This window comes from Actinomadura sp. 6K520 (genome assembly GCF_004349245.1).
Classification (GTDB): Bacteria; Actinomycetota; Actinomycetes; order Streptosporangiales; family Streptosporangiaceae; genus Spirillospora.
On the sequence record NZ_SMLC01000001.1, the window covers coordinates 61927 to 88018 of the forward strand.

28 protein-coding genes are annotated in these 26092 nt (G+C 72.8%); 22 read left to right on the forward strand and 6 right to left on the reverse strand.

Annotation, left to right across the window (positions count from 1 at the left end):
- The first annotated feature begins 162 nt into the window (after positions 1-162).
- The 14 genes from E1289_RS00340 (at position 163) to E1289_RS00405 (ending at position 13130) form a co-directional block, all read left to right on the forward strand.
- Positions 163-471 carry a DUF503 domain-containing protein gene (locus tag E1289_RS00340; protein WP_243712504.1) on the forward strand — a complete coding sequence of 103 codons (309 nt, stop codon included), beginning with the start codon at positions 163-165 and terminating at the stop codon, positions 469-471.
- A gap of 82 nt (positions 472-553) precedes the next feature.
- Positions 554-1102 (forward strand): 30S ribosome-binding factor RbfA, encoded by a 549-nt coding sequence (rbfA, locus tag E1289_RS00345; RefSeq protein WP_131974038.1) that lies wholly within the window; start codon positions 554-556, stop codon positions 1100-1102.
- Positions 1099-2436, forward strand: a complete 1338-nt coding sequence (locus E1289_RS00350) for a bifunctional oligoribonuclease/PAP phosphatase NrnA (protein WP_243712505.1) — start codon at positions 1099-1101, stop codon at positions 2434-2436. Before rbfA ends, E1289_RS00350 begins: the two co-directional genes overlap by 4 nt.
- Positions 2437-2451: 15 nt before the next feature.
- Positions 2452-3333 carry a tRNA pseudouridine(55) synthase TruB gene (gene truB, locus E1289_RS00355; protein WP_131974039.1) on the forward strand — a complete coding sequence of 294 codons (882 nt, stop codon included), beginning with the start codon at positions 2452-2454 and terminating at the stop codon, positions 3331-3333.
- Positions 3334-3441: 108 nt separating this feature from the next.
- On the forward strand, positions 3442-4113 hold the full coding sequence (locus E1289_RS00360) for a hemolysin III family protein (RefSeq protein ID WP_243712506.1): 672 nt from the start codon (positions 3442-3444) through the stop codon (positions 4111-4113).
- A gap of 98 nt (positions 4114-4211) precedes the next feature.
- A complete protein-coding gene (locus tag E1289_RS00365) occupies positions 4212-5150 on the forward strand; it encodes a bifunctional riboflavin kinase/FAD synthetase (protein WP_131974040.1) in 939 nt (312 codons plus the stop codon).
- Positions 5151-5456: 306 nt separating this feature from the next.
- Complete coding sequence (gene rpsO / locus E1289_RS00370; protein WP_131974041.1) at positions 5457-5726, forward strand: 30S ribosomal protein S15; 270 nt, start codon at positions 5457-5459, stop codon at positions 5724-5726.
- Between the two features lie 310 nt (positions 5727-6036).
- Positions 6037-8394, forward strand: coding sequence for a polyribonucleotide nucleotidyltransferase (locus E1289_RS00375; RefSeq protein WP_131974122.1), 2358 nt, complete (start codon positions 6037-6039; stop codon positions 8392-8394).
- Between the two features lie 75 nt (positions 8395-8469).
- Positions 8470-9798 (forward strand): pitrilysin family protein, encoded by a 1329-nt coding sequence (locus tag E1289_RS00380; protein ID WP_131974042.1) that lies wholly within the window; start codon positions 8470-8472, stop codon positions 9796-9798.
- 40 nt (positions 9799-9838) lie between these two features.
- Positions 9839-10213: a phage holin family protein gene (locus tag E1289_RS00385; RefSeq protein ID WP_131974043.1), complete on the forward strand. Its 375-nt coding sequence runs from the start codon at positions 9839-9841 to the stop codon at positions 10211-10213.
- Positions 10214-10293: 80 nt separating this feature from the next.
- A complete protein-coding gene (locus E1289_RS00390) occupies positions 10294-10917 on the forward strand; it encodes an NAD(P)H-dependent oxidoreductase (RefSeq protein WP_131974044.1) in 624 nt (207 codons plus the stop codon).
- 37 nt (positions 10918-10954) lie between these two features.
- Positions 10955-11692: a 4-hydroxy-tetrahydrodipicolinate reductase gene (dapB, locus tag E1289_RS00395; RefSeq protein WP_131974045.1), complete on the forward strand. Its 738-nt coding sequence runs from the start codon at positions 10955-10957 to the stop codon at positions 11690-11692.
- Positions 11692-12222 carry a transglutaminase family protein gene (locus E1289_RS00400; RefSeq protein WP_131974046.1) on the forward strand — a complete coding sequence of 177 codons (531 nt, stop codon included), beginning with the start codon at positions 11692-11694 and terminating at the stop codon, positions 12220-12222. Before dapB ends, E1289_RS00400 begins: the two co-directional genes overlap by 1 nt.
- Before the next feature lie 41 nt (positions 12223-12263).
- Entirely contained in the window at positions 12264-13130 is an 867-nt protein-coding gene (locus E1289_RS00405; RefSeq protein ID WP_131974047.1) for a hypothetical protein, read from the forward strand.
- A 232-nt stretch (positions 13131-13362) separates the two neighbouring features.
- On the opposite strand, the gene modA is transcribed toward E1289_RS00405, so the two are convergent.
- Entirely contained in the window at positions 13363-14142 is a 780-nt protein-coding gene (modA, locus tag E1289_RS00410) for a molybdate ABC transporter substrate-binding protein (RefSeq protein WP_131974048.1), read from the reverse strand.
- A gap of 112 nt (positions 14143-14254) precedes the next feature.
- Here modA and E1289_RS00415 point away from each other — a divergent pair, with 112 nt between their 5' ends.
- Positions 14255-14929, forward strand: coding sequence for a uracil-DNA glycosylase (locus E1289_RS00415; RefSeq protein WP_131974049.1), 675 nt, complete (start codon positions 14255-14257; stop codon positions 14927-14929).
- A gap of 43 nt (positions 14930-14972) precedes the next feature.
- On the opposite strand, the gene E1289_RS00420 is transcribed toward E1289_RS00415, so the two are convergent.
- Genes E1289_RS00420 through E1289_RS00435 form a run of 4 tightly spaced genes read right to left on the reverse strand, consistent with a single transcriptional unit; the run spans position 14973 to position 18733 of the window.
- Complete coding sequence (locus tag E1289_RS00420; protein WP_131974050.1) at positions 14973-15839, reverse strand: 1,4-dihydroxy-2-naphthoate polyprenyltransferase; 867 nt, start codon at positions 15837-15839, stop codon at positions 14973-14975.
- 34 nt (positions 15840-15873) lie between these two features.
- Entirely contained in the window at positions 15874-17523 is a 1650-nt protein-coding gene (locus E1289_RS00425) for an MFS transporter (protein WP_243712507.1), read from the reverse strand.
- Between the two features lie 34 nt (positions 17524-17557).
- On the reverse strand, positions 17558-18124 hold the full coding sequence (locus tag E1289_RS00430; protein WP_131974051.1) for a GNAT family N-acetyltransferase: 567 nt from the start codon (positions 18122-18124) through the stop codon (positions 17558-17560).
- 57 nt (positions 18125-18181) lie between these two features.
- Positions 18182-18733 (reverse strand): CGNR zinc finger domain-containing protein, encoded by a 552-nt coding sequence (locus tag E1289_RS00435; RefSeq protein ID WP_131974052.1) that lies wholly within the window; start codon positions 18731-18733, stop codon positions 18182-18184.
- Positions 18734-18856: 123 nt separating this feature from the next.
- On the opposite strand from E1289_RS00435, the gene E1289_RS00440 reads away from it, so the two are divergent.
- Together E1289_RS00440 and E1289_RS00445 are read left to right on the forward strand one after the other, a co-directional pair.
- Positions 18857-19123 (forward strand): hypothetical protein, encoded by a 267-nt coding sequence (locus E1289_RS00440; RefSeq protein WP_131974053.1) that lies wholly within the window; start codon positions 18857-18859, stop codon positions 19121-19123.
- Positions 19120-19482, forward strand: coding sequence for a VOC family protein (locus E1289_RS00445; RefSeq protein WP_131974054.1), 363 nt, complete (start codon positions 19120-19122; stop codon positions 19480-19482). Before E1289_RS00440 ends, E1289_RS00445 begins: the two co-directional genes overlap by 4 nt.
- Positions 19483-19508: 26 nt before the next feature.
- On the opposite strand, the gene E1289_RS00450 is transcribed toward E1289_RS00445, so the two are convergent.
- Positions 19509-20903 carry a PLP-dependent aminotransferase family protein gene (locus E1289_RS00450; RefSeq protein ID WP_131974055.1) on the reverse strand — a complete coding sequence of 465 codons (1395 nt, stop codon included), beginning with the start codon at positions 20901-20903 and terminating at the stop codon, positions 19509-19511.
- Positions 20904-20943: 40 nt separating this feature from the next.
- Between E1289_RS00450 and E1289_RS00455 the strand changes: the two genes are divergently transcribed.
- From E1289_RS00455 to E1289_RS00475, 5 genes are all read left to right on the forward strand, one after another.
- The gene (locus E1289_RS00455) at positions 20944-21852 is read left to right on the forward strand and encodes a DMT family transporter (protein WP_243712508.1); all 909 of its coding nucleotides are present in this window, start codon (positions 20944-20946) and stop codon (positions 21850-21852) included.
- A gap of 17 nt (positions 21853-21869) precedes the next feature.
- Entirely contained in the window at positions 21870-22919 is a 1050-nt protein-coding gene (locus E1289_RS00460) for a hypothetical protein (protein ID WP_243712509.1), read from the forward strand.
- A gap of 138 nt (positions 22920-23057) precedes the next feature.
- On the forward strand, positions 23058-23279 hold the full coding sequence (locus E1289_RS00465) for a hypothetical protein (protein WP_131974057.1): 222 nt from the start codon (positions 23058-23060) through the stop codon (positions 23277-23279).
- Between the two features lie 191 nt (positions 23280-23470).
- Entirely contained in the window at positions 23471-24409 is a 939-nt protein-coding gene (gene dapA / locus E1289_RS00470; RefSeq protein ID WP_131974058.1) for a 4-hydroxy-tetrahydrodipicolinate synthase, read from the forward strand.
- Positions 24406-26091, forward strand: coding sequence for a ribonuclease J (locus E1289_RS00475; protein ID WP_131974059.1), 1686 nt, complete (start codon positions 24406-24408; stop codon positions 26089-26091). The genes dapA and E1289_RS00475 overlap by 4 nt, the downstream gene beginning before the upstream one ends.
- Position 26092 lies beyond the last annotated feature (1 nt).

The following is a 26092-nucleotide window of genomic DNA, read 5'->3' on the forward strand; positions in this document are numbered from 1 at the left end:
TGATCGTTTAATCAGGTGACACGGCGCCAGGCGGATCTTCTAGCCTGGCGTCCGGCATATCCGGTCCGGTCCGCCGCCGGCCGCACGCACGGCCCGGCGCGCGGCACCGCGGCCGGGAACACGGCGGGTGACCGCCGTCGTTTCATCTTCGATGATTCCGAGGTGATCGACCAGGTGTACGTGGGTGCGCTGACGCTCGACCTGCTGCTGGGGGACGTCCAATCGCTGAAGCAGAAGCGGTCCGTCCTCCGGCCCATCATCGCCGAGGTGCAGAAGCACTTCCCGGCGGTGGCCGTCGCCGAGACCGGCGGCAACGACCTGTACCGCAGGGCGGAGATCGGGGTGGCGGTGGTGTCCGGCACCGCGGCCAACTGCACCCAGGTGCTCGACCGGTGCGAACGGCTGGTCGCCGGGCGGCCGGAGATCGAGCTGCTGTCCGCGCGGCAGCGGCTGTTCCGTGATGAGGACTGAGCGGCGGGGGCGCCCCCCGCGATGGCCGCAGGCCGGCTGAAGCCGTTCGGTCCTCACGTAACCATAGAAAGGGAGTGCGATCATGGTGGACGCAGCTCGGGCGCGCAAGCTCGCCGACCGCATCCAGCAGATCGTGGCCGAGATGCTGGAGAGGCGGATCAAGGATCCGCGGCTCGGCTTCGTGACCGTGACGGACACCCGCATCACCAACGACCTGCGCGACGCGACCGTGTACTACACGGTGTACGGGTCCGACGGCGAGCGCGCGGAGACGGCCGCCGCGCTGGAGAGCGCCAAGGGCGTCATCAGGTCCGAGGTGGGCAGGCAGACCGGTGTCCGGCACACGCCCAGCATCACCTTCGTCATGGACTCCCTGATGGAGAACGCCGCCCACATCGACGACCTGCTGGCCAAGGCCCGCGCCAGGGACGCCGAGGTGGCGAAGGCCGCGCAGGGCGCGTCCCCGGCCGGTGAGGCCAACCCCTACCGGGAGCCCGGCTCCGACGACGAGGAGTTCGATGACGACCTCGACGAAGAGGACGCCGGGGACGCGGACGACGACGATGACTTCGACGGCCACGACATCGCGGAGGACGGTGAGGACGGCCGTCCCGGACGCCCGTCGTCGTGAGCGGGACGGAGCGGCGCGCGGAGTCACCGGGCGCCGGCCGGCCCGCGGAGTGGCTCCTGCACGACGCTGACGGCCATTCCGCGAGCGGCCACGACATCGTCCCGCGCGGCGGTGGCGGCGGGCTCAGCGGTGGGCTCAGCGGCGGGCTGAGCGGTGGGAGCGGCGGCGGGCAGCCCGTCCCCGCCCTGCCACCGGAGCCCGCGGTGCCGTTCGAGCCTCCCGTGCCGACCGAACCCGCTGTGCCGTCCGAGTTCCGGGGGCCGCACGGCCGCGCCGCGCCGGTGGACTCGGCCGCGGCCGACCCGGCGGCCGGGGCGATCGCCGGGCCGGCGGCGCAGGCCGCCGACCTGGAATGGGACCGGGCGGTCGAGCTGATCCGCGGGGCCGGGGAGGTGTGCCTCGCCTGCCACGTGGCGCCGGACGGCGACGCGCTCGGCTCCATGCTCGCACTGGCGCAGGCCCTGCGCGCGCTGGGCAAGGACTGCCTGGCGTCCTTCGGCGAGCCGTTCGCGGTCCCGGCGATCCTGCGGTTCCTGCCCGGCCAGGAGCTGCTGGTCGAGCCCGCCCGGATGCCCGCGGCCCCGGACCTGATGATCTCGCTGGACGCGGCCGGGCAGGCGCGGCTCGGCTCGCTCGCCGAGCCCGCGGCCCGCGCGGGCGCCCTCATCGTCGTCGACCACCACGCGTCCAACACCGATTTCGGCGGGGTGCGGCTGGTCGACCCGGACGCCGCCGCCACCGCGGTGCTGGTCGAGGAGCTGATCCGCCGGCTCGGCGTCCCGCTCGACCGTGACATCGCGCAGGGCCTGTACGCGGGGCTCGCCAGCGACACCGGCTCGTTCAAGTACCCGTGCACGACGCCCGAGGTCCACGACCTGGCGGGACGGCTGCTGACCGCGGGCGTCCGGCCGGAGGCGGTGAGCCGGGAGCTGTGGGACCGGGCGCCGTTCGGCTACCTGCAGGTCCTCGCGGGCGCGCTGGCGCGGGCCCGGCTGGAACGCGACGCCGCGGGCGGCCGCGGCCTGGTCTGGACGACGATCGCGCGCTCCGACCGGGACGCCCGCGACGTCCCCTACGACCAGCTCGAAGGGGTCATCGACCAGCTCAGGCGCACCGACGAGGCCGAGGTCGCCGTCGTGTGCAAGGAGGACGACCGCGGCGACTGGTACGTCTCCACCCGCTCCAAGGGCTCGGTCGACGTCGGCCGCGCCTGCGTGGAACTCGGCGGTGGCGGGCACCGCACCGCCGCCGCGTTCACCATGGGCGGCGAGCCCGCCTGCATCATCGACCGGTTGCGCGCCGCGCTGCGCGTCCCCGGAGACCATGCCGACTGACCTTTCGGAGCGCGTGTGGACAACTCGGGCAAATCGGGGCTCGTCATCGTGGACAAGCCCGCCGGCTGGACCTCGCACGACGTGGTCGGCCGGATGCGGCGGCTGGCGAAGACCCGGCGCGTCGGGCACGCGGGGACGCTGGACCCGATGGCGACCGGCGTCCTCGTCCTCGGCATCGGCAAGGCGACCCGCCTGCTGGGGCATCTGGCGCTGACCGAGAAGGGCTACGACGCCACGATCCGGCTGGGGGAGTCGACCAACACCGACGACGCCGAGGGCGAGGTCACCGCGACCGCGTCCGCCGCGGGGGTCGCCGACGAGGCCCTGCACGCGGGGATCGCGGCGCTGACCGGCCCCATCCGGCAGGTTCCGCCCCAGGTCAGCGCGATCAAGGTGAACGGGGAGCGGGCCTACAAGATGGCCCGCAAGGGCGAGGAGGTCGCCCTCGCCGACCGGCCGGTCACCGTGCACGACTTCACGGTCACCGCGATCCGCCGCGACGGCGACGTGATCGACGTGGACGCGTCCATCGGCTGCTCGTCCGGCACCTATATCCGCGCGCTGGCGCGGGATCTCGGCGCGGCCCTCGGCTGCGGGGGGCATCTCACGGCGCTGCGCCGTACCCGCGTCGGGCCCTACGATCTCGGCATGGCGCGGACGCTCGACCGGCTCGGCGAGAAGCTGGAGGTCCTTCCGATGGCGGAGGCCGTCGCGGCGGTGTTCCCGCGCCGGGACGTCTCGGCCGACGACGCCCGCAAGGTCGCGCACGGCGGGCGGCTCCCGGCCGCGGGGCTCGGCCCGGGCCCGGTGGGCGTCTTCGCACCCGACGGCTCGCTGCTGGCCCTGGTCGAGGAGAAGGGCGGCGTCGCCAAGCCGCTCGCCGTCTTCGCGTCCTGACCTCCGCGCCGAGCCACCGTGGTGCGCGTCACGGGACGAAAACGCTGACGACTGAACCTACGGTCAAGTAACCTACGTAACCGTAGGTTGGTTGGGTAGGAGGTGTCCGTGACCACTCTGAACGATCATCATCCCCCGGTGGCGTCCCCGACCCGCCCGCGACTGCGCGGCTGGCTGCACATCGGCGCGTTCCCCGCGGTGCTGGTCGCCGGGCTCGTGCTCGTCGCGCTGGGCCCGAGCGTCCAGGCGCGGCTCGCGTCGGCGGTGTACGTGGCGACATCGGCGATGCTGTTCGGAATCTCGGGCACCTACCACCGGCAGACCTCGCACCGGATCATCGAGATCCTGCGCCGCTTCGACCACGCCAACATCTACCTGATCATCGCCGGGACCTACACGCCGTTCGCGGTCCTCGCGCTGGACGGCGGCGTGCGCGTAACCGTCCTGTCCATCGTCTGGACGGGCGCCGTCGCGGGCGTCCTCTTCCGGACGCTCTGGGTCGACGCTCCCCGCGCGCTCTACGTGACGCTCTACATCGGGCTTGGCTGGGTGGCGGTGCTCTTCCTGCCGCAGTTCCTGTCGGGCGCGGGCGTCGTCGCCTGCCTCATGGTCGCGACCGGCGGAATCTGCTACAGCGTCGGGGGAGTGGTGTACGGGCTGCGCCGCCCCAACCCCTCGCCGAACTGGTTCGGGTTCCACGAGGTCTTCCACGCCTGCACGCTCGCGGCCTACGTCCTGCAGTACATCGCGGTGTCACTGGTCGTCTACCAGTCGGGCTGACGCCGGGGACCCCTGGATGCGACGGTGCCCGCCCTCGCATGGCACCCTTAGGACGACAGCAAGGACCGGGCAGGCACGTCCTACGCAGGGAGAGAATGGTGCGGCGCTGGAATGGCCTCGACGAGGTTCCCGCAGACTGGGGCCGTTCAGTGATCACGATCGGGGTGTTCGACGGGGTGCACCGCGGACACCAGCGGATCGTGGGCACCGCCGTGGAGGAGGCGCGCCGCCGCGGGCTGCGCTCGGTGGTCATCACCTTCGACCCGCATCCCGACGAGGTCGTCCGCCCCGGCACGCATCCGCCGCTGCTCGCCGGCACCAGGCGCCGCATCGAACTGCTGGAGGGCCTCGGCGCCGACGCCGTCGTGGTCGTGCCGTTCACGCTCGAACTCTCGAAGATGGCCCCGGACGACTTCGTCCAGTCGGTCCTGGTGGACCGGCTCCACGCGGCCCACGTGATCGTCGGCGAGGACTTCCGCTTCGGGCACAAGGCCAAGGGGGACGTCGCGCTGCTGCGGGAACTCGGCGACAAGTACGACTTCACCGCCGAGGGCATGCCGCTGGTGGCCAACGACGACACGATCTCCTCCACCTACATCCGAGGGCGGCTCGAAGCGGGCGACGTCGAGGCGGCCGCGCGGGCGCTCGGCCGCCCGCACCGCGTCGAGGGCGTCGTCGTGCGCGGTCACCAGCGGGGCCGCGCGCTGGGCTTTCCCACCGCCAACCTGGAGACCCCGCCGCAGACCGCGATCCCCGCGGACGGCGTCTACGCCGGCTGGCTGGTCTGCGACTCCGGCCGCTACCCGGACTTCCGCTGGCCGGCCGCGATCTCCATCGGCACCAACCCGACGTTCGAGGGCGTGGAGCGCACCGTCGAGGCGTACGCACTGGACCGCGACGACCTGGACCTCTACGGCGAGCACATGGCCGTGGACTTCACCGCACGCACCCGCGACACCCTGAAGTTCGACTCGGTCGAGGCCCTGGTCGACCAGATGCACCGGGACGTGGACAAGATCCGCGAGATCACGTCCTAGCCCAAGGAACCTCGGCCGTCACGCGGGCGCGCTACCTGACCGGTGGGGCGAAGCCGAAGGCGAGCCCCACCGGGAAGATCGCGAAGCGATTCGCGCCCGCACAAGACCGGTCAAGGTGCGAGCCGCCAGGCGAGCACCTTGGGCCGGTCTTGCAGCCAACATGGTACGGTGAATAGTCGCCGGGAAGGGCCCCGGCGCGGCTGGCTGCACCCTCATGCGGCCCGCCACTCTCTTAACACGCACCATGCGGACCCGCACGCCCATCGGGCCCGGATCTGCGGGTGACGATTTCATCGAAGGAGCCACGTGTCGCTCGACACCGCCACGAAGAACCAGATCATCGCCGAGTACGCGACCACTGAGGGTGACACCGGATCCCCGGAGGTCCAGGTCGCGCTGCTTACGCGCCGCATCACCGATCTGACCGAGCACCTCAAGGAGCACAAGCACGACCACCACAGCCGCCGCGGCCTCCTGCTGCTGGTCGGCCGTCGTCGCCGCCTCCTGAAGTACCTCGCGAACAAGGACATCAACCGCTACCGGCAGCTGATCGAACGCCTCGGCCTGCGCCGCTAGTCGGGTGAGGGAGTGGCCCGCCGGGCCACTCCCTCCGTTTATGCCGGGGCCCGGCCGTCCGGGCCCCCGGCATACCGGCCGCCCGGGGCCGCGAAGCCGCGGGCGGGCCGCAAAACTGCAGACAAGCCTCGCGGACACCGCTGGTGCGGGCCGGTCCTCGGTAGTGGCTTCCGGATCCGTTCCGCCGCATCGGCGGAATCCCGATCCGGGTGCTTCGATCGAAGACCGGCAGCGTACGAGACCAACGGGAAACGGCCGCGAGGACCGACATGGAACCCTGAGGAGGTTTCCCGTGACAGAAGCCGTGCGCATCGACGGTGCACAGACCACCGAAGCCGTGATCGACAACGGCACGTTCGGCACCCGCACCATCCGTTTCGAGGCGGGCCGGCTGGCCCGCCAGGCCGCCGGCTCCGCCGTCGCCTACCTCGACGACGAGACGATGGTGCTGTCGGCGACGACCGCGTCCAAGAAGCCCAAGGAGAACCTGGACTTCTTCCCCTTGACCGTCGACGTCGAGGAGCGGATGTACGCGGCCGGCCGCATTCCCGGCTCGTTCTTCCGCCGCGAGGGCCGCCCGTCCGAGGACGCGATCCTCACCTGCCGGCTGATCGACCGGCCGCTGCGCCCGTCGTTCACCAAGGGCCTGCGCAACGAGATCCAGGTCGTCGAGACGATCATGGCGCTGCACCCCGACCACCTGTACGACGTCGTGGCGATCAACGCCGCCTCGCTGTCCACGCAGCTGGCCGGGCTGCCGTTCTCCGGCCCGATCGGCGGGGTCCGCGTCGCGCTGATCGAGGGCCAGTGGGTCGGCTTCCCCACCCACCCCGAGCTGGAGCGCGCCACCTTCGACATGGTGGTGGCCGGCCGGGTGCTCGCGGACGGCGACGTCGCGATCATGATGGTCGAGGCGGAGTCCACCCGCGAGACGCTCAAGCTCGTCGGCGAGGGCGCGACCGCGCCGACCGAGGAGACCATCGCGGATGGCCTGGAGGCGGCCAAGCCGTTCATCAAGGTCCTGTGCAAGGCGCAGAGCGACCTCGCGGCCGTCGCCGCCAAGGAGACCGCCGAGTACCCGATCTTCCTGGAGTACCAGGACGACGTGCTCGCCGCCGTCACCGACGCCGTCAGCGCGGACCTCGCGCAGGCGCTGACGATCGCCGGCAAGCAGGAGCGCGAGGCCCGGCTGGACGAGATCAAGGCCGCCGCCGCGGAGAAGCTCGCCGAGACGTTCGAGGGGCGCGAGAAGGAGATCTCCGCCGCCTACCGCGCCGTCACCAAGAAGCTGGTCCGCGAGCGGGTCGTCCGCGACGGGCTGCGCATCGACGGCCGCGGGCCGAAGGACATCCGCCAGCTGACCGCCGAGGCGCACGTCGTCCCGCGGGTGCACGGCTCGGCGATCTTCGAGCGCGGCGAGACCCAGATCATGGGCGTGACCACGCTGAACATGCTCCGCATGGAGCAGATGATCGACACGCTGAACCCGGAGCGCACCAAGCGCTACATGCACAACTACAACTTCCCGCCGTACTCCACCGGGGAGACGGGCCGGGTCGGTTCGCCGAAGCGCCGCGAGATCGGGCACGGCGCGCTCGCCGAGCGCGCGCTGCTCCCGGTGCTGCCCACCCGCGAGGAGTTCCCGTACGCGATCCGGCAGGTGTCGGAGGCCCTCGGGTCCAACGGCTCCACCTCGATGGGGTCGGTGTGCGCGTCCACCATGTCGCTGCTGGACGCGGGCGTCCCGCTCAAGCAGATGGTGGCGGGCATCGCGATGGGGCTGATCCACGAGGGCGGCGAGTACGTCACCCTCACCGACATCCTCGGCGCCGAGGACGCGTTCGGCGACATGGACTTCAAGGTCGCCGGCACCCGCGACCTGATCACCGCGCTGCAGCTCGACACCAAGCTCGACGGCATCCCCGCCTCGGTGCTGGGCGCCGCGCTGCGGCAGGCCAAGGGTGCCCGGCTGGCGATCCTGGACGTCATGCAGGAGGCCATCGAGGCGCCCGCCGAGATGAGCCCGAACGCGCCGCGGATCATCACGATCAAGGTCCCGGTCGACAAGATCGGTGAGGTCATCGGGCCCAAGGGCAAGATGATCAACTCGATCCAGGACGACACCGGCGCCGACATCACGATCGAGGACGACGGCACGATCTACGTCGGGGCCACCGACGGCCCGTCCGCCGAGGCCGCGCGGCAGGCGATCAACTCGATCGCCAACCCGCACATGCCGGAGGTCGGCGAGCGGTTCCTCGGCACCGTCGTCAAGACCACGACGTTCGGCGCGTTCGTGTCGCTGCTGCCCGGCAAGGACGGCCTGCTGCACGTCTCGCAGATCCGCAAGCTGCACGGCGGCGCCCGGATCGAGAACGTCGAGGACGTGATGGGCGTCGGCGAGAAGATCCAGGTCGAGGTCACCGAGATCGACCAGCGCGGCAAGCTGTCGCTGGTGCCGGTCGAGGTCGTCGAGAAGGAGGCCGAGAACGGCGGCGCGGGCGACGGCGGTGCCGCGCCCTCCGCGCCCTCGGCCTCCGCCGCACCCTCGGCGTCCGCCGACGACGAGTCCGGCGAGCGCCAGGAGCGCCGCGACGACGGGGAGCGCCGCCCGCGGCGCCGCCGCACCCGTCGCGGCGGTGACGACACCGGCCAGCGCAACTCCTGACCGTGTTACCGACCGGCCGGGCACCCGCGGGGTGCCCGGCCGGATCGTTCTCCATCGACGGAATGTGAGCGACACGTGACCCTGCCCGCGCGGGCGCAGGAGCCCGGCACCACCATCACGATCCACGGCGAGGGCGCCGGCACGGTGCGCCGCACCGTCCTGCCCGGGGGGCTGCGCGTCATCACCGAGACGATGCCGACGGTGCGGTCCGCCGCGTTCGGCATCTGGTCGGCGGTCGGTTCCCGCGACGAGGCGCCCGCCGACGCCGGCGCGAGCCACTACCTGGAGCACGTCCTGTTCAAGGGCACCCGGCGGCGGTCGGCGCTGGAGATCTCCGCGGCGATCGACACGGTCGGCGGCGACCTCAACGCGTTCACCGCCAAGGAGTACACCTGCTACTACGCGCGGGTCCTGGACTCCGACCTCCCGCTCGCCGTGGACGTCGTCTCCGACATGGTGGCGGCATCGGTCAACCGCCCCGAGGACGTGGAGGCCGAGCGCGGCGTGATCCTCGAAGAGATCCACATGCGCGACGACGACCCCGGCGACCTCATCCACGACGAGTTCGCGACCGCGCTGTACGGCGACACCCCGCTCGGGCGCCCCATCCTCGGCACCGAGGAGTCGATCAACGCGCTGTCCCGGGACCGGGTCCACGGCTACTACCGGGAGCACTACGTCCCGGCCAACCTGGTGGTGTCGGTGGCGGGCAACATCGACCACGACGAGGTCGTCCGGCTGGTGTCCCGCGCGTTCGAGGGGCACCTGACCGGGGACGCCGTGCCCACCGCGCCCCGGCTGGACGGCGCGCCCGCCCCCGTCGACCCGCGCACCGTGGTGATCGACAAGGACACCGAGCAGGTGCACATCATCCTCGGCGGCGCCGGCGTGTCCCGCACCGACGACCGCCGGTTCGCGCTCGGGGTGCTGAACGCCGCGCTGGGCGGCGGCATGTCGTCCCGCCTGTTCCAGGAGATCCGCGAGAAGCGCGGCCTCGCCTACTCCGTCTACAGCTACACGGCCCAGTACGCCGACTCCGGCATCTTCGGCGTCTACGCGGGCTGCCAGCCCGCCAAGGCCGAGGAGGTCCTGTCGATCTGCCGCGACGAGGTCGCCAAGGCCGCCGCGGAGTCCCTCACCGAAGAGGAGCTCGACCGCGGCAAGGGGCAGCTGCGCGGCGCCATGGTCCTCGGCCTTGAGGACACGGGTTCCCGCATGAGCCGCATCGGCAAGAGCGAGCTGGTGTACGAGTCCCTGCTGCCCGTGGACGAGGTGCTCGCCCGCATCGAGGCCGTCACCCTGGACGACGTCCGCGCCGTGGCCGGCGAGGTCCTCACCGCCCCCCGGGCACTCACCGTGATCGGCCCGGTAGGGGATGGTCTCCGGCACGGGGTGGTCGGGTAGCCGTGTACGGGGGGCGCTACGGGCGGGTAGGTTCCGGGGGATGAAGATCCTCATCAGGCTTGTCATCTCCGCGGTCGCCCTGTGGGTGGCCGAGATCGTCGTGGACGGCGTCGAACTGACCACCGGTGGCACGGCGGAGCGGGTGCTGACGCTGCTCGCGGTCGCCGCGATCTTCGGCGTCGTCAACGCCGTGCTCAAACCGGTCATCAAGGTCCTGGGGTGCGCGTTCTACGTCCTGACCCTCGGCCTGTTCGCCCTGCTGGTGAACGCGGGGCTGCTCATGCTGACGAGCTGGCTCGCCGGCGAACTGGACCTCCCCTTCCACGTCGACTGGTTCTGGCCCGCGTTCTGGGGCGCGATCATCGTCGGCGTCGTCGGCTGGCTGCTCAACCTGTTCGTCTCGGACGACGACTGATTGCCAAGCGGACTAGGGTCCGTTAACCTCTGGAGAAGTAATCGGACTGTGGTCCGCATGCCTTCTCCGAGGGGATCCTCATGTCACGCCTGCTGCACATCTCCGCCTCGCCCCGGGGCGGCGCATCCGAGTCGCTGGCGATCGCCGGGACGTTCGCGGACGCCTACCGCGAGACCCACGGCGACGTCGTCGACCACTTCGACCTGTGGGACGGGACCCTGCCCGCGTTCGGCCCCGCGGGAGCCGGCGCCAAGATGACCGTCTTCGCCGGTGGGGACCCCGCCGGGGAACAGGCCGCCGCCTGGCGCGCCGCCCGCGGGGTCTTCGAACGCTTCGACTCCTACGACCGCTACCTGTTCAGCGTCCCGATGTGGAACACCGGCGTCCCGTACATCCTGAAGCAGTTCATCGATGTCGTGTCCCAGCCCGGCTGGGTCTTCTCCTTCGACCCCGATGCCGGGTACACGGGTCTTCTGAGCGGGAAGAAGGCGGCCGTCGTCTATACCAGCGCGGTGTACGGCGCCGGCCGCCCGCCCGCGTTCGGCACTGACCACCAGGCGCCGTTCCTGGAGGGCTGGCTGCGCTGGGCGGGGATCACCGACCTCAGCACGATCGCGTTCCGCCCGAACCTCGCGACCGCCGACGCCGAGACCGGGCGCCGCACCGCGCACGCCGAAGCGCGCGAGCTGGGAAAGCGCTTCTGACGATAGGCTCGGGCGGGACGCCAACCGGGAGGAACACGTGATCAAGGTCGGGGTGCTGGGGGCACGGGGCCGCATGGGCGCCGAGGTCTGCCGCGCGGTGCAGGGGGCCGGCGACATGGAGCTCGTCGCCGCCGTCGACGAGGGCGACGCGCTCGACGCGCTGACCGCCGCCGAGGTCGTCGTCGACTTCACCCACCCCGGCGTCGTCATGGACAACCTCAGATGGTGCGTCGAGCACGGCCTGCACGCCGTCGTCGGCACCAGCGGCTTCGACCCGCCCCGCCTCGACACCGTCCGGTCCTGGCTGACCGACGACTCGGCCGGCAACGTCCTGATCGCCCCGAACTTCGGCATCGGCGCGGTCCTGATGATGCACTTCGCGCAGAAGGCGGCCCCGTTCTTCGACTCCGTCGAGATCGTCGAGACGCACCACCCGGACAAGGTCGACGCCCCGTCCGGCACCGCCTACCGCACCGCCGAACTGGTCGCCGCCGCCCGCGCCGAGGCGGGCACGCCCCCGCCCCCCGACGCCACCACCTCCGAGGTCGCGGGCGCCCGGGGCGCCGACGTCGACGGCGTCCGCGTGCACGCCGTCCGGCTCTCCGGCGCCGTCGCCCACCAGGAGGTCGTCCTCGGCGGCCACGGCGAGATCTTCACCATCCGGCACGACGCGATGGACCGCGAGTCGTTCATGCCGGGGGTCCTCCTCGCCGTCCGCAAGGTCCCGGAGCTCGACCGCCTCACCCTCGGCATCGAGACCCTCCTCGGCCTCTGATGGACTTCACCGGCGAACCCTGGGACTACCTCGCCGCGTCCGAGGCGATCGACATCGAGCACCCGCTCGTCCAGTCGATCGCCTCGGAACTGCGCACCGGCGACGACATCGCCTACGCGCACGCGGCGTTCGACCACGTCCGGGACCGGGTCGCGCACTCCATGGACGCCGGTGACCCCCGCGTCCCCTGGCGCGCCTCCGACGTCCTCGACCAGCGCACCGGCCTCTGCTATGCCAAGTCCCACGCCTACGTCGCCCTCCTGCGCGCGGGCGGAATCCAGGCGGGCCTGTGCTACCAGCATTCCTCGGGAGTCCTGCACGGTCTCACCGCCGCCCTGGTCGACGACCGCTGGGTCTACCTCGACCCGCGGGGCAACAAACCCGGCATCGACGTCCACTTCTCCGCGTCCGAGAACCGCCTCGCCTACCCCGGTGACCCGATCTGCCCCACCGTCCACGCGGCCCCGCCTGCGCGGGTCCTGGAGGCCCTCAAGGCCATGCCACGCCCCGCCGCGATCCCCGCCATGTGACGACCTTGTGCGCGGGTCGCGGTGGGCTTAGCGTTCGGCGGATGGATGCCAAGCTCGCGCGGGACATGTGGAAGGTCATCGAACCGCTGCACGCGGTGACGTACTTCTCGGAGGAGTGCCGGACGGCGAACAGGGAGGCCGGCCTCAAGGGCTACTGGATGGGCTACTTCGGCAGCCGGGGCGCGCCGCTCGGGGCCGTGTCCGCCGGGACGATCGAGGCGACGTTCTTCGGATTCCATCCGGCGCGGGTGCGGCGGGCCGTCCCGGACGCGTGGGGATTCGCGTCGCCGGAGCGCATTCTGGCGGTGCGGGGTGCGGCGGCGGCGCGGGCGATGCGCAGGGCCTTCCCCGGGATCGAGGACGTGGCGGCCACGGCGGCGCCGCGGCTGCACGAGGTCGTGCTGGCGGCGGACGGCGGAGGGCGCGCGCTGTTCACCGCCAACCGGGAGATGCCCGTCCCGGACGACCCCGTGGAGGCACTCTGGCAGGCGGCGACGGCGCTGCGGGAGCACCGCGGCGACGGGCACATCGCCCTCCTCGTCGCGGAAGGGCTCAGCGGCCTGGAGGCGAACGTCCTGGCGTCCGCCGTCGGAACGGTCTCGGGGGAGTGGCTGCGGGAGAGCCGCGGCTGGTCACCGGAGGAGTGGAACGCGGCGGCCGGCGCACTGGCCGAGCGCGGCCTGCTGGCGGACGGGGAGGCCACCGAGGAGGGGAAGGCCTTGAGAGCGCGGATCGAACGGCTGACCGACGAACTCGCCGCACCCCCGTACGGGGTCCTGGACGCACCCGAGGCGCTCCACGAGGCGCTCGTCCCGGCGGCGATGGCGCTGGCGAACGAGATGCCCTTCCCCAACCCGATCGGCCTCCCCCGCCTCAGCCGGTCGCAGACCGCCGGCGGCGTCGGCTGATCATCAGCTTCTCTGCCACGGCTCCCATTCGTCCGTGGGGATCTCCAGCCCGAAGGGCTCGGGCGAGTTCGTCCCGCATCCAGAGGTTGTAGGGGGTGTCGGGGAGCTCGCGGTGGTGGTGAATAGTAGCGAGTGTGCTCACTTTGGGTGGTTCCTCCATCACGCTCGGCTCCCGTCAGTTTAGATACCGTGTGTAGTCAGCGTGCCCGGATCCCGTGATCTCGCCGGGTGGTCACCGCGAGGCGGGCGGGAGGGCGAAGCCGTGTTTGTGGAACACGGTCTGGGCGGGCGGGGTGGTCAGCCACGCCACGAACGCGTCCGCCTCGTCCTCGTGGTCGGTGTCCCGGACGGTCGCGGCGGCGAAGGCCGCGGTGATGTTCAGGTCCGCCGGGATCGGGACGCTGCTCACGGCGACGCCCGCCGAGCGCAGGTCGGTGATGTAGACGATCCCCGCGTCCGCCTCGCCGGCCCGCACCCGGTCGAGGGCGGCCCGCGCGCTGATCACCTGCGATCCGGACCGGACGGTCAGGCCCGCCTTCGTGAGGACCTGGCGCGTGTAGCGGCCCACCGGGACGGTCTCGGCGCCGACCACCACCCGCAGCCTCGGCCTGGCGAGGTCGGGCAGGCCGCGGATGCGGTAGGGGTTGCCGGGGGCGACGGCGATGGTGAGCGAGTTGTGGGCGACGATGCGGCGGCGTCCCACCAGGTACTCGCCGGCTTCTTCCATGCTCGCCATGTCCGCGGTCACGAGGACGTCGCCCGGGTCATGGCCGGACAGCCGGTCGGCCATCTCGGGCATGGCGCCGAACTCGAACTTCAGCCCGACCCCGGGATGCGCGTGCCGGTAGGCCGCCCCCATCTCGCCGAACACCTCCTTCAGCGACGAGGTCGCCAGGACGGTGAGCGTCGCCGGCCCGGAGGAGCCGCCGCAGCCCGCGCCGAGCACGGGAAGGAGGAAGGCGAGAAGCGCGGTGGACGCGCGGAGACGCCGCCGACGGGGGGAATCGGGCATACGGCCTCATCCTAGGGTCGGCGCCCCCGGGGTCGCGGGATTCGGCCTGGCGTGTCAGTGGCCCGCACTAGTGTTTCCGGCAACTGGAGATCACGTCCGCGGAGGCCCGACGATGTCCCTCGACCTGCTGGAGATGCTGCCCGGTGACTGGCGGCGGCGGCTCGACCCGCTGCTCGACCCGCTCGCCACCGCCGCGCTGGGCGCGTTCGTCGCGGGGGAGTACGAGGCGCAGACCGTCTACCCGCCGCGCGAGGACCTGTTCAGCGCGTTCCGGCACTGCTCGTTCGACGACGCCCGCGTCCTGATCCTCGGGCAGGACCCCTACCACGGCCCCGGCCAGGCGCACGGGCTCAGCTTCAGCGTGCGCGACGGGGTGCGGCTGCCTCCGTCGCTGCGCAACATCTACAAGGAACTGGCCACCGACCTGGACGTGCCGGTCGCGAAGTCCGGTGACCTGACCCGGTGGGCCGCCCAGGGCGTGCTGCTGCTGAACGCGGTGCTGACCGTCCGCGGCGGGGAGGCGGGATCGCACGCCGGCAAGGGCTGGGAGGACTTCACCGACGCCGCGATCCGCGCGCTGAACGACAAGTCCGACCGGGTGGTGTTCGTGCTCTGGGGCGCCTACGCGCGCAAGAAGGCGCGGCTGATCACGGGGGCGCACCACACGGTGATCGAGTCGGCGCACCCCAGCCCGCTCAGCGCCAGGAAGTTCTTCGGGACGCGCCCGTTCAGCGCCGTCAACAAGGCCCTGGTCGACGCCGGCCTCCCCGAGATCGACTGGGGGTAGTCCGCCGGCGGCGCGGCCCGTTCCCGGTGCCCGATCCCCGGCGTCAGAGCGCCAGGCCGATGGCGAGCAGGACGCCGTAGGCGATCTGGAGGCGTCCGGTCTCGCCCAGGACCGGGACCAGGTCGGGGCCGGTCGCGCCGCCCAGCACCTTCTGCGTGGGCGGCAGGGAGAGCGGCGCCGCGAGCAGGGTGATCAGCACCCACGGGCGCGGCGCCGCCAGCGCCAGGACGAACATGAACGGCAGCGCGGTGCACGCCGCGTACAGGATCCGGGTCCAGGGGTCGCCGAGGAGGACGGCGAGGGTCCGCTTGCCCGACTCGCGGTCGGTGGGGATGTCGCGCAGGTTGTTGGCGACGAGCAGCCCGCAGGCCAGCAGCCCGATCGGCACGGCCGCCGCCCACGCCTCCCACGGCAGCGCCTCGACCTGCACGTACACCGTCCCGACGACGGCGACGAGGCCGAAGAATACGAACACCGACACCTCGCCGAGCGCCCGGTAGCCGTACGGGGTGCTGCCGCCCGTGTAGAACCAGGCCGCGAGGATCGCCAGCGCGCCGACCAGCAGCAGCCACCAGGTCGTCACGGCGGCGAGCACGAGGCCGGCGACGGCGGCCGCGAGGAAGCTGCCGAGCGCGGCGGCGAGGACCTGCTTCGGCGGCGCCGCCTTCGACCCGACGAGGCGGAGCGGGCCGACGCGGTCCTCGTCGGTGCCGCGGACGCCGTCGCTGTAGTCGTTGGAGTAGTTCACCCCGATCTGCAGCACGAGGGCGACGAACGCCGCCAGCAGCGCGCGCCACCAGACGGCCTGGCCCTCCCCGGCGGCGACGCCGGTACCGACGACGACGGGGACGAGGGACGCGGGCAGGGTGCGGGGCCGGGATCCGGCGACCCATTGGGAGAGCGTGGCCACAGTTACCGCTTGTTCTCGTGGGACGACAGGGGGACTAGCGCTTCGATTCTCCCCGATGATCACCACCGGGGCGCAGCCGCAGCGACATGGCGAGTCCGAGCGCGAGGATCGCCGCCGTGGTGAGCGAGGCGTGCCGGGTGGCGGCGGCGAGGCTCTCGTCCGCGGCGCGGGCCTCGGCGGCCATCCCGGGGGCGGCGTGCAGGTCGCGCCCGGAGGTCCCGGCGCTCTCCCGCAGGTCGTGCGCGATGGCCGCCCGGCGTTCCGGCGGGAGGGCGGAGCCGGACAGCCGGTCGGTCATCGTGTGCCCGAGGCTGGTCGCGAACACCGTCCCGATGGCGGCGATGCCGAGGGCCGCGCCGACCTGCCGTGCCGTGGACTGCGTGCCGGACGCCTGCCCCGACTGCTCCGGCGGGACGTCCGCGAGCGACACGTTCGTCAGCTGGGCCGAGGTCAGGCCGAGACCTAGCCCGTACAGCAGCATCCACGGCGCGAGCCCGAGCCCGCCGGTGGTCGCGGAGACCGTGAGGGCGAGCGCGAGGACGGCGGCGACCTCCAGCACCATGCCGGCCTGCACGATCCGGTGCGGGCCGTGCCTGTTGGCGAGCCTGCCCGCGAACCCGCCTGCCATGAAGGCGCCTGCCGCAAGCGGCAGTATCGCCACGCTGATCTGCAACGGGCTCGTGCCGTGCACGCCCAGCAGGAACAGCGGCAGGACGAACAGCAGCCCGAGCTCTCCGACGTTGATGAGGGCCGACGCGATGTTCCCGCGGCGGAAGTTGGGGATCCGGAACAGCTCCAGGTCGAGCATCACCGCGCGTCCCGCGGCGGCCCGGGAGCGCTCCACGACGATCAGCGCCGCGAGCAGCCCGGCCGCGAGGGCGAGGACGACGGGGACCGGCGACAGCCCGCCCTCCGGCCATGGGAACCCCGCCGCCGTGAACGGCCGCGTCGCGGTCCACCAGCCGTACGTCTGGCCCTCGATGATCCCGCACACGAGCGCGCCGAGCCCGAGCGCCGACAGCACGCCGCCGGGCCAGTCGATCTCGCGCCGCGCGTTCCCGGCGCGGGCCGCCCGCGTCTCCGGCATCAGCGCGAGCGCCGCGGCGATCAGCGCGACGCCGAGCGGCAGGTTGACCCCGAACGCCCAGCGCCAGCCGCCGGCGGTGGCGAGGGCCCCGCCGGCCAGCGGCCCGAGCGCGGCCATCCCGCTGATCACCGATCCCCAGATCCCGAAGGCGACGGCGCGCTCCCGGCCGGTGAACACCGAGTTCACCGTCGACAGCGTCGCCGGCAGGATCATCGAGGCGCCGACGCCCTGCAGCGCCCGCGCGCCGATCAGCGCCGAGCCGTCGCCGGCGCGCGCGGCGGCGACGCTCGCCACGGTGAACACCGCCATGCCGATCACGAACATCCGGCGGCGCCCGAACAGGTCGCCGGCCCGCCCGAACGGGATCAGCAGCGCCGCGAACACCAGCGCGTACACCGACGTGACCCACTCGGCGTCCGTGGTCGTGAGCCGCAGGTCGGTGATGATCCTGGGCAGCAGCACGCCCACGATCGTGGCGTCCACGACGATGAGCGAGACGCCGAGGCTGATGACGACCATGCCCATCCAGCGGCGGCGGCCCGCGGCGGGTGACGCCGCAGGGGCGCGCGGCGGCGTCAGGGAGGTGGACTCGGGCACGGCTTCAAAGATATGGCCGGGTCGCCCATGCCCTTCACCGGCCCCTGCCGAACTCGTCCTCCCGCACGCCGATGTCGGTGTGCAGCCGGATCTGCCGCACGGGTTCCCCCATGTCGAGGGTCCTGGACGCGCCGTCCGGCGCCCATCCGGCGGAGGCGAGGAACGTCCGCGTCACCTCGTCGTCCTCGAACGCCCAGGTGATCAGGACGCCGAAGCCGTCCTCGCGCAGCAGGTCGGCGGTCGCGGCGAGCAGCCGGCTGCCGTGCCCGGCGCGGGCGTGCATCGGGTCGACCAGCAAAGTGATCAGCTCGGCCGTGTCGCCGGGGTCGAGATCGGGGTCCTCGGCGGGGCCGTGGGCGGCGAACCCGACGACGAGGTCGGACGCCACCGCGACCAGGAGCCGGTGCCGGGGGCTCGGCGGAGCGGTCGCCGCCTCCGCCCACCGGTCGCGCCACGCCTCGGCCGCTTCGGGCCCGGTGACCCGGTCGAGGACGCCCTCCGGGAGCAGGTCGCGGTAGCCCTGCCGCCAGGCGCGCACCTGGATGTCGGCGACGGCGGCGGCGTCCGCCCGCCGCGCGGGCCGCACTCCGGCATCGGCCATGGCGTCGCCCGTCCTCTCCTGCGGAAGTTCACCGTCCACCCTAGCGAGCGGCGCGCGTCATCCGGCCGGTGGACGGCGGCGCGCCCGGTAGGCGCGGGTCTTGGTGCGGTTCCCGCAGGTGCTCATGGAGCACCAGGCGCGGGACCGGTTCTTGGAGGTGTCCAGGAACGCCCAGCGGCAGGTGGACTCCTGGCAGACCTTGAGCCGCGGCCAGGTTCCGGCGGCGGCGGCATCGGTGATCGCGGCGGCGAGGCGGGCCAGGCCGGCCGCGGCGGTCGCGGGCGGGTCGAGCGGGACGAGCCCCGGCCGCGGGCCCGTGAGCGTGAGCCGCAGGGGCAGCGTGGCCAGGGCGTCCTCCAGTTCCTCCGGGAGGTCGGCGTCGCGCCGGGCGTGGTGGGCGGCCATGGCCTCGCGCAGCCCGTCGCGCAGCACGATCGCGGTCGCCAGGTCGGCCGCGGTGGCCGCGGTGCCCTCGGGGACGAGCCGGTACCCGGCCAGCCACCCGGCGAGCCGCTCGGGCGTCGGGAGATCCTCCCTGCCGGGCTCGACGTCGTAGGTGTTGACGAAGTCCCTGAGCAGCAGCGCGGGGTCGTCGTGGGTGCCGGTCATCGCCCCTCCTGCCTGTACACGCGCAGTCTACCAACCTGCAACACCAGTGTTCGGCTTTGACTGGTTGCAATTCCTCGACACCGTCGTTACCGTTTAGGTGGTGTCAAGGAATGGAGACAGACCATGAACGAGCTGCCGTACATGGCGGCGCTGGCGCAGCGGCACGAGTGGGCCGGGCGCGAGTACGCCCGGCTCACGGCCGACATCGTCGAAGCGCGGCTCATCGCCCACGCCCGGTCCGCCGAAAGGGCCGCCCGCAGGCGCGCGCTGCTCCGCGACCGGTTCGGCGGACTGCGTCCGGTGCGCCGGTCCCGCCGGCCCGAGCTCCACTGCGCGCGCGCCGCAGCGCGTCCGGCGCGGGACGTCCGGCAGATGGGCGGTGCGCGATGAGCGGCGCGGTCCCGAAGGTGACCAACCTCGTCATCGACTGTTCCGACCTGGCGGCCATGGCGGCGTTCTGGGGCGGGCTGCTCGGCATGAAGACGACGGAGGTGAGCGACGACTGGCTCGACCTCGAGCCGCTCGGCGAGAACGGGCCGATCCTGTCGTTCCAGCGCGTCCCCGAGCGCAAGACGAAGAAGAACCGCCTCCATCTGGACCTGGAGGTGCCCGACGTCCAGGCCGCGGGGGAGCGCGCCGCCGCCCTCGGCGCGACTCCGGCCACGCACCCGCTGGGCGACCCCGCCGCGTCGTTCCGCGTCTGGCGCGACCCGGAGGGCAACGAGTTCTGCTTCTGCAGGGAGTCGTGAGGCCCGGGAACCGTGTGTGCGGCGCCTTATGAGCGCAGGACGCCCGCGAGTCGGCGGACGCCCTCCACCAGCTCGGCCTCCGAGGCCGCCGTCCCGTAGCTGATCCGCAGATGCGGGGCGGACGCCTCGGCGGGGAAGAAGGGGCGTCCCGCGCTGACCAGCACCCCGGCCCGCAGGGCCGCCTCCGCCAGCGCGGTGTCGTCCGTGCCGTCCGGCAGTCTCAGCCACAGGTGGAGACCGCCGGACGGGCGGTTCACGCGGAGGTCCGGCAGGTCGCGGGCCAGCGCGGCCAGGGTCGCGTCCCGGCGCGCCCGGAGCGCGGCGCGGACGGACCGGAGGTGCCGCGGCCAGCCGGGCGAGCTCACGAGCTCCAGCAGCGTCTCCTGCAGCGGCTTGGCGGGGAAGAACTCCCCGACGAGCTGCGCGGCGCGGATCCGCTCGGCGACCGGGCCGCGGGCGATGACCGCCGCGACCCGCAGGCTGGGCCCGGTGGCCTTGGTCAGCGACGCGATGTGCACGACGCGGCCCTCGGCGTCCGCGGCGGCCAGCGGCGGCGGAGGGGGCGCGGTGACGCCGAGGTGCCGCGCGTAATCGTCCTCGATCACGAACGCGCCCGCCGCGCGGGCCACGTCGAGGACCTTCGCGCGCCGGTCGGCGCCCAGCACGGCGCCGGTCGGATTGTGGAAGGCGGGCTGGCAGTAGAACGCCCGCGCGCCGCTCATCGCGAACGCCTCGGCGAGCAGGCCGGGACGCACGCCGTCCGCGTCCACCGGGACCGGGACGGGGTGCAGCCCGCTCGCCCGCGCGACGGCGAGGACACCGAGGTAGGTCGGCGACTCGACGAGCAGCGGCGCCCCCGGCGGCAGCAGCGCGCGCAGGACGGTCGCCAGCGACTGCTGCCCCCCGCCGGTGATGAGCACCTCGGCGGGGGAGACGGCGCCGCCGACCGTCCGGGCGAACCAGGCGCGCAGCCCGGGGATCCCGCCGGGGTCCGGCACCTCCCAGGCGTCCGGGCGCCGGGCCGCCCGCGCCGCCGCCGTGGCCAGCGCGCGGACCGGCTGGAGCGCCGGGGCCAGGTAGCCGCCGCTGAGCGCGACCACCCCTTCCGGAGCGGGGGTGAGGAGCCAGGAGACTCCGGCCGAGTCCACCGAGCGGTCGCCGAGCGCCACCGCCTGCCAGCCGAGATCGGCCGGTTCGGAGGCGGCCGCGGGGCGGTCGGCGGCGAACGCGCCGCTGCCGGGACGGGTGACGATCAGGCCCTCCGCGGCGAGCAGGCCCAGTGCGCGCGACACCGTCACCGGGCTGACCCGGTGCCGCTCGACGAGCGCCCTGCTGGGCGGCAGGCGCTCGCCCGGGCTCAGCCGGCGGAGCTCGGCCCGCAGTGCGTCGGCGAGCACCGTCACACTGCTATCGTTTTTCATGAGAGCTAAGGATAGCGCTACTGTCCGCACGCCGATACCGGTGGCGGACACCGTCCTCGGGCCCGGCCTCTGGCTCGCCTTCCTCGGCGTCCTGGTCTTCTCCTTCACCCTCCCCGGCACGGTCTTCGCGCTGGAGGGCCTCGACCCGTACCTCGTCGGCATCGGCCGCGCGGCCGCCGCGAGCGTTCTCGCGGGCCTCGCGCTGCTCGCGGCCGGAGCCCGGCCGCCGCGGGGCGGCCAGTGGGCGCAGCTCGCGGTCGCCGGCGCCGGCGTGATCTTCGGGTTCCCCGTGCTGAGCACGCTCGCGCTCGACCACGGCGCCTCGGCCTCGCACTCGGCCGTCGTGGTCGGGCTGCTGCCCGCCGCCACCGCCATGTGCGGCGTCCTGCGGGCGGGCGAGCGGCCGTCCGGCGCGTTCTGGCTCGCCTGCGCGGCGGGGGCGGCGTGCGTCACCGGCTTCGGCCTGCTGCGCGGCGCCGGGCGGCTCACCGCCGCCGACCTGCTGCTGTTCGGCGCCCTGGGCGCCGCCGCGATCGGCTACACCGAGGGCGGGCGGCTGGCCCGGGTCATGCCCGGCTGGCGCGTCATCTCCTGGGCACTCGTGCTCTGCGCGCCCGTCACCGTCCCCGTGACCGCATGGCTGCTGGCGACGACCGGCCCCGACTGGACGGGACGCGCCGCGCTCGGCTTCGGGTACGTCGCCGCGTTCTCCGCCTACCTCGGCTTCTTCGCCTGGTACGAGGGGCTGGCCCGGGCGGGGATCGCCCGCGCGAGCCAGGTGCAGCTGGCCCAGCCGGTGCTGACGCTGCTGTGGTCGGGGATCTTCCTCTTCGAGCGGATCGATCTGGCCACCGCGCTCGCCGCCGTTGCCGTCCTGGTCTGCGTGGTCCTCACCCAGCGGACGCGGGTGCGCCGAGCTCCGCCGGAGAGTCCCAGACCGCCCCGATGATCCGAGATCATTGCGCGATGAGGCAAAAGGGGCGTGCTGTACTGGGCCGGGTTCTCCGGTGGGCGGGCTGGGCCACGGCCTACGCGCTGGGGCTCGCCGCCCTCGTGTTCGCCGGGGCCTGGGTGTGGTGGCAGCAGGAGCCCGAGGCGCGGGGCACCGAGGCGAACGCGCTGTGGGCGCGGCACCAGTGGGTCGGGGAGCCGCACACGGACGCGGAGTACCGCGCGTTCGCGGACCTGCTGGCACAGAACCGGATCACCGACGTGTACTTCCACACGGGCCCGTTCGAGGCCGACGGAACGGTGCCCCCCGCCAAGTACCGCTACGCCCGCGACCTCATTGAGGCGATGCGCGAGTACGCGCCGGGCGTCCGCGCCCAGGCGTACCTGGGGCAGATACGGGTGGTGGACGGCGAGGGGGTCATCGACCTGGACGACCCGGCCGTCCGCGAGCGGGTGCTCAAGACCGACGAGGCGTTCCTCGACCTCGGATTCGACGGCATCCACTACGACTTCGAACCCATCTACCCCGACGACGAGGCGTTCCTGACGCTCATGGACCGCACCCGCGAGCTCACCCGCTCGCGGGGGAGGCTGCTGTCGGTGGCGCTGGAGCAGCTGACGCTCGTGGACGCGGCCCAGCCCGTCTACCGGGCGCTCATCCCGCGCACGGGCCCGGTCCGCTACCCGGCCCGGCCGACCGCGGCCTTCCTGCGCCGGGTCGCGGACCGCGCCGACCAGGTCGCGATCATGACCTACGACGTGGCGCTGCCGACGCAGGCGCTGACCGGATGGCACTTCGCCCGGCACACCCGCGCGACGCTGGAGCTCATCGGCGACCGCACGACCGTCATCATGGGCGTCCCGACCTACCGGCCCCTGGTGGAGTGGGCGGAGACGCTGCCGGTCGCGCTGCGCGGCGTCCGGCGGGGGATCGATGACCTGGAGCGGCCACCGGAGCGCCCCTACGGCGTCGGCGTGTACGCGGGCTGGACGACCCGGCCCGACGAATGGGCACGTTATCGCGACATCTGGCTGCCCGCCCCGGCGTCGGGGACGGGAGCCTGACGAACCCGGCACGGAGAGGTGACGAACCGGTCAGCCGCGTAGGTACAAAGGGTTGGGTAGCCGCGTATCCGCCGGGGTAGAGCACCGGGCAAAGTCGGGGTCGGGCCGAACGCAGGGCAAGGGAAGGGGACGAGGCCGATGGGCACTCAGCAGACCGCGTGGCATGCCGCCGACCGGCTCGGCGAGCTGTCGGCCGAGTTCACCGGCTGGCGGATCGGGCGGGGCGGATCCGGCCACTGGTGGGCCGTCCGCGGCAACGACTTCGTGCGCACTCCCGACGTCGAGGAACTGCGCGTCCGGCTGCACGAGATGACCGCGGGGTCACGTTATCCAAACGAGTCCGGGAAGTGGCCGGACTGACCCCGTAACGCGGCATTTGCGTGCCACGATGTGGGATGTGGGAGCCGCCGCCACGCGTACCCCCGAGCGTGTGGCGGCGGCTTCTTCCACGCCCGCCCCGGGCACCGGGTCCCGGCCCGCTCCGCGCCCGTTCCGGGTCAGCTTGGACCTGCGGGTCCACCTCGTCCGGCCGGAGCGGTACCGTTCGGTGCATGGCACCCAGCACATCACCTGACGCTCCGTTCGGACGGATGCTGACCGCCATGGTCACTCCGTTCCTGCCGGACGGCGGCGTCGACTACGACGGCGCCGTGCGCCTCGCGACCCACCTGGTCGACGAGCGGCGCCACGATGGCCTGGTCGTCAACGGGACGACCGGCGAGTCGCCGACGACGAGCGACGACGAGAAGAGCAAGCTGCTGCGCGCGGTCATCGAGGCGGTCGGCGACCGCGCCGTGATCGTCGCCGGTGCCGGGACGAACCACACGGAGCACACGCTGCAACTCGCGCGGCAGGCCGAGGCCGCCGGCGCGCACGGCCTGCTCGTGGTGACGCCGTACTACAACAAGCCCCCGCAGGAGGGCCTCGTCCGCCACTTCACGGCCGTGGCCGACGCGACGGGGCTGCCCGCCATGCTGTACGACATCCCCGGGCGCGCGGGGGTGCCGATCGAGAACGACACGCTGGTGCAGCTCGCCGAGCACCCGCGGATCGTCGCCGTCAAGGACGCCAAGGGCGACCTTTTCGGCGCGTCCAGAGTGATGGTGGAGACCGGCCTCGTCTGGTACTCCGGCGACGACAATCTCAACCTCCCCTGGCTGTCGGTCGGGGCGGCGGGGTTCGTCAGCGTCGTCGGACATGTCGTGGGTACCGAGCTTCATGAGATGATCGACGCATACCGCGCCGGCGACCACGGGCGCGCGCTGGAGATCCATCGGCGGCTGCTTCCCGTGGTCACCGCCATCATGACCCGTACGCAGGGCGCCATCGCCGTCAAGGCAGCGCTGAACCTGCTCGGCCTTCCCGGAGGCGGCCCGCTCCGCGCGCCGCTGGTGGAGGCCTCGCCGGAGTTCGCGGCGCGACTGCGTGAAGACCTCACGATTGGGGGAGTCAAAGTGCCGGAGGCAACCATCCCGGAGGTCGCCCGGTGAGTCATCCTCACCCGGACCTGTCGGACCCGCCCGCGCCGCCCGACGGCGGCCTGCGCATCGTCGCGCTCGGCGGGCTCGGGGAGATCGGCCGCAACATGACCGTGTTCGAGTACGCCGGACGGCTGCTCGTCGTGGACTGCGGCGTGCTCTTCCCCGAGACCGAGCAGCCCGGTGTCGACCTGATCCTGCCCGACTTCGAATACATCAGGGACCGCCTGGACGACATCGAGGCGGTCATCCTCACGCACGGCCACGAGGACCACATCGGCGCCGTGCCCTACCTGCTGCGCGAGCGGCGCGACATCCCGCTCATCGGCTCGAAGCTGACGCTGGCGCTGCTGGAGGCCAAGCTCACCGAGCACCGCATCAAACCGGTCACCGACGTCGTCAAGGAGGGCGAGCGGCGCGACTTCGGGCCGTTCGGCTGCGAGTTCCTCGCCGTCAACCACTCGATCCCGGACGCGCTGGCCCTCGCGGTCCGCACCCCGGCCGGGCTCGTGCTGCACACCGGCGACTTCAAGATGGACCAGCTGCCGCTGGACGGCCGGCTCACCGACCTGCCCGGCTTCGCCCGGCTCGGCGCCGAGGGCATCGACCTGCTGATGTCGGACTCGACCAACTCCGAGGTCCCCGGCTTCGTCACCAGCGAGCGCAACATCGGCCCGGTCGTCGACGAGGTGTTCCGCACCGCGCAGGAACGGCTGATCGTCGCCTGCTTCGCCTCGCACATCCACCGCGTCCAGCAGGTCCTCGACGCGGCTGTCGCCAACGGCCGCAAGGTCTGCTTCGTCGGCCGGTCGATGGTCCGCAACATGGGCGTCGCCCGCGAGCTCGGCTACCTCAGCGTGCCCGACGGCATCATGGTCGACCAGAAGGAACTGGACGACATCCCCGGCGACCGGCTGGTGCTGGTGTGCACCGGCTCGCAGGGCGAGCCGATGTCGGCGCTGTCGCGGATGGCGAACCGCGACCACTCCATCCGCATCACCGACCGCGACACCGTGATGCTGGCATCGTCGCTGATCCCGGGGAACGAGACCGCGGTCAACCGGGTCATCAACGGGCTGACCCGGTGGGGCGCCCGCGTCGTCCACAAGGGCAACGCGCTCGTCCACGTGTCCGGGCACGCGTCGGCGGGCGAGCTGCTGTACGTCCTCAACGTGACGAAGCCGGCCAACTTCATGCCGATCCACGGCGAGTGGCGGCACCTGCGCGCGCACGCCAAGCTGGCCGCGCTCACCGGCGTCCCGGACGAGCGGATCGTCATCGCGGAGGACGGCGTCGTCGTCGACCTCGTGGCCGGGCGGGCCCGCATCGTCGGCGCCGTGCCCGCCGGGTACGTGTACGTGGACGGCCTGTCGGTCGGCGAGGTCACCGAGACGTCGCTGAAGGACCGGCGCATCCTCGGCGAGGAGGGCTTCGTCTCCATCGTCGTCGGCATCGACTCGACGTCCGGCAAGGTCGTCGCCGGGCCCGAGATACACGCCCGCGGCGCGGGCATCCTCAACGAGGACTTCGACGAGGTCATCGGCCGGATCGAGGACGTGCTGCGGGACGCCGCCGGCAACGGCGTGAACGACCTGCACCAGCTCCACCAGCTGATCCGCCGCACGGCCGGCAAGTGGGTGAGCGACAACTACCGCCGCCGCCCGATGATCATCCCGGTGGTCGTCGAGGTCTGAC